The sequence below is a fragment of the Streptomyces otsuchiensis genome (assembly GCF_004305975.1).
Lineage (GTDB): Bacteria > Actinomycetota > Actinomycetes > Streptomycetales > Streptomycetaceae > Streptomyces > Streptomyces otsuchiensis.
Map to the genome: position 1 here is coordinate 1 of NZ_BHZI01000432.1, position 3,002 is coordinate 3,002.

A 3,002-nucleotide genomic window follows, 5' to 3' on the forward strand; every position below is an offset into this window, starting at 1 on the left:
CGTCACGCCCTGACCCCCGCCCCCCGCACCCTTGGAGGCAACCGTGATCCCGCTCTCCGTCCTCGATGTCGCCATCGTCCCTCCCGGCGGCAACGCACGGGAGACCCTCCTGGACGTCGTGCACGTCGCCCAGGCCGCCGAACAGGCGGGATACCGCCGCTTCTGGGTGGCCGAGCACCACAACTCCGTGCGCTGCGCCGGGAGCGCCCCCGCCGTCCTGATGGCGCATCTGGCGGCGGTGACCGAGCACATCCGGATCGGTTCCGGCGGGGTCATGCTCACCAACCACGCCCCCCTGGTGATCGCGGAGCAGTTCGCGGTGCTCCAGACCGTGCACGCCGGCCGTATCGACCTCGGCGTCGGCCGCGCGACCGGGGGCAACGACCACGCGACGCTCCTCGACCGCGCGCTCCGCCGCTCCCCGCAGTCCCGCGCCGAGTTCCCCGAGCTGATCGACGAACTGGCCGCCTTCCTCCACGACGAATGGCCCGAGGGGCACCCGTTCGCCCCGTTGAAGCTCTCCCCGCTGCCCCCCACACCGCCGCAGGTCTTCGTCCTCGGCAGCTCCGAGAACGGCGGACGCACCGCCGCGGGGCGCGGCCTTCCGTTCGTCTTCGGGGGGCACCTGGGCGCCAGGTCCCGCCCGGCGGCCGTGACGCGCTACCGCTCGGAGTTCACCCCCGGCCCGCACGGTCCCGACCGGCCCTACGTCATCGCCTCGGTGAGCGTGCTGTGCGCGCGGACCGACGAGGAGGCCGAGCGCCTCGCCTTCGAGACCACCGCTGCCCGGGTGCGGGAGACGACGCCGGGCCCGCTCTCGGAGGCCCGCGAGCGCTACCTGGTGCGGCAGAACATCGAGGAGGCCCAGCTCATCCACGGTTCCCCCGCCACCGTCGCCGCCGCCGTCGAGCGACTGGCCGCCACCTGGCAGGCCGACGAGATGATGGTGGTCCCCTACGACCTGACCGGCGAGGGCCGGGCCCGCACCCTCAGCAGCCTCGCCACCCACCCGGCGGCCCAGCTCGCCACCAGCCCCTGACCGGCCGCCGCCGGCCGTCACCACCGCCGTGGCGCGGCGAGCCGCGGGACGCACGCGCCCCGCGGCCCGTGGGGACCGGCCGCTCAGCGAACGGTCACCGGGTGCCTGACCACGGCGTCGAACAGGTACCCCTGATCGTTGTGCACCGACTCCGCCGGCTGGACACGCCCGGTGGAATCGGCCGCACGCGCGAGGAGTTCGGCCGGGCCGGTACGCCGCGGGCGCCAGGGGACACTCCAGCGCACCCAGCCGCCGGGCCGCGCGACATCGAGCTGCCGGGCCGCCCGCCAGCTGCCGCCGCCGTCGGTGCTCACCTCGACGGCACGGATCGTGCCGGCCCCGGTCCAGGACCGGCCGTGCAGCAGGTGCGTCCGCCCGGCGCGGAAACGGGCCCCGGCAGCGAGCTCGAACGCGCTCTTGACGGTCTGACGGCCGAGCGGCGGGCCGCCGCCCTCGGGGTGGGCGGCGCCGAACAGCCGGTAGAGGTCGGTGTTCCAGGGCGAGTACAGCGGCGTCGCCGAGACCTCGATGTCGCCCACCCACTTCACGGAGGAGATGCCGATCCAGGACGGCACCAGTACCCGCACGGGATACCCGTGGTCGTACGGCAGCGGTTCGCCGTTCATCTCGTAGGCGAGGATCACGTCCTGCAGCGCCTTCGCGACCGGCAGCGGACGCCGTACCCGTCCCAGGTTCTCGCCGCCGCTCACGAACTCCGCGTCCAGACCCCGCGGCATCACATCGACCGCCCGGTGGGTGAGTCCGGCGCGGCGCAGCACCTCCGACAGCCTGACGCCGCGCCAGCGGGCCATCCCGATCGCACCGAGCGTCCAGGCCGTGCCCGACACCTCCTGGCCCTGCTGGGAGGCGTAGTGGCTGCGCCCGTTGCCCGCGCACTCCAGGAACGCGGAACGGGTCACGGCGGGCATCCGGCGCAGTTCGGGAAGGCTGAACTCGACCGCGCGCTCCGGCGCCGGCGAGCCCCGCAGGCCGCTGCCCCACAGCCGCAGACGCCAGCCGGCTGCGTCGATGACGGGGGTGGAGGTGTGGTTGCGGACGAAGAACCGCTCGGACGGGGTGTGGTAGCCCGTGCCGCGCAGCGCTTCCCAGCGGGTCTCGGCGTTGGTGCCGAGCACCCGGAACCACTCCTCGGGGAGCGGTTTGACGGTGGTGCCGGACACGGGCGCCACGACGGCGCCGGCCGTGGCCGCGGTGGGGGCGGCCACGGCCGGGCGCGGTGTCCCGGCGACGAGACCGGCCGCCGGGACCGCGGCCAGCAGCGCCAGCATGCCGCGCCGGGAGACCCCGTCGGCTCTGGCGTCGCCGTCGAGCCACTGACCGAGGCGTCCCCGGTCGTACGCGATCTCGTCCTGCGGTCGGGCGGAGTCGGGGTGGGGCATGGGACCTGCTTTCTCCGACGGCGAGTCGGGCCACAGAGGGTCGGGTGACCGTGCGACGCGCCGGGGAGCCGGGCCCGCCGGAGGCGGCGGGCGTTCGGGAGCCGGCGCGGGGAGCGTCGGTCTCCGCGTTCGGCGGAAGGAGGGGGCCGGCCGGCGCTCAGGAGCGGCGACAGCGGCAACAGGAATCGCAGCGGAACGCGGCGGCGCCGGACGGCGCGGCGACGGCGGCGGCCGGAGAGGCCGGGCTGCTGGCGATCACGCGTGTCATCGTAGGCGCCGCCGCGCCCGGTGTCAGCAGGCGAGGTGAGGCATCCGGTGGGACTCGACCTCCGGCCCGTGATCGAGGACGCTTGCGTGCCAGGCGTCCCACCGGGGGAAATGGTTCTGTGGAGTCAGGACCGCTGTCCCGAAAAGCTCGAGGAGTGCTCATGCCCGAACCCGCCGCCCCGACCGCCGCCGCGCTCGCCGCCTCCAACGCCGGCGCGCCCTTCGGCGTGGCCGCGGGGGACCCGCGCGCGAGACCCGGTGACGGCCCTGACGGGGCCTCGGCGGGGGTATCGGGC

At 75.3% G+C, this 3,002-nt stretch carries 2 protein-coding genes; one reads left to right on the plus strand and one right to left on the minus strand.

The features are described from left to right. Positions 1–43: 43 nt before the first annotated feature. Complete coding sequence (locus E0D90_RS24720; protein ID WP_157996944.1) at positions 44–1,039, plus strand: MsnO8 family LLM class oxidoreductase; 996 nt, start codon at positions 44–46, stop codon at positions 1,037–1,039. Positions 1,040–1,122: 83 nt separating this feature from the next. Here the strand turns inward: E0D90_RS24720 and E0D90_RS24725 are convergent, their stop codons facing one another. Further along, positions 1,123–2,439: a sulfite oxidase gene (locus tag E0D90_RS24725; protein ID WP_130800159.1), complete on the minus strand. Its 1,317-nt coding sequence runs from the start codon at positions 2,437–2,439 to the stop codon at positions 1,123–1,125. Positions 2,440–3,002: the final 563 nt, after the last annotated feature.

Excerpts from the sequence above, each read along its gene's own strand:
- E0D90_RS24725 (WP_130800159.1), bottom strand. The coding sequence starts at position 2,439 with ATGCCCCACCCCGACTCCGCCCGACCGCAGGACGAGATCGCGTACGAC.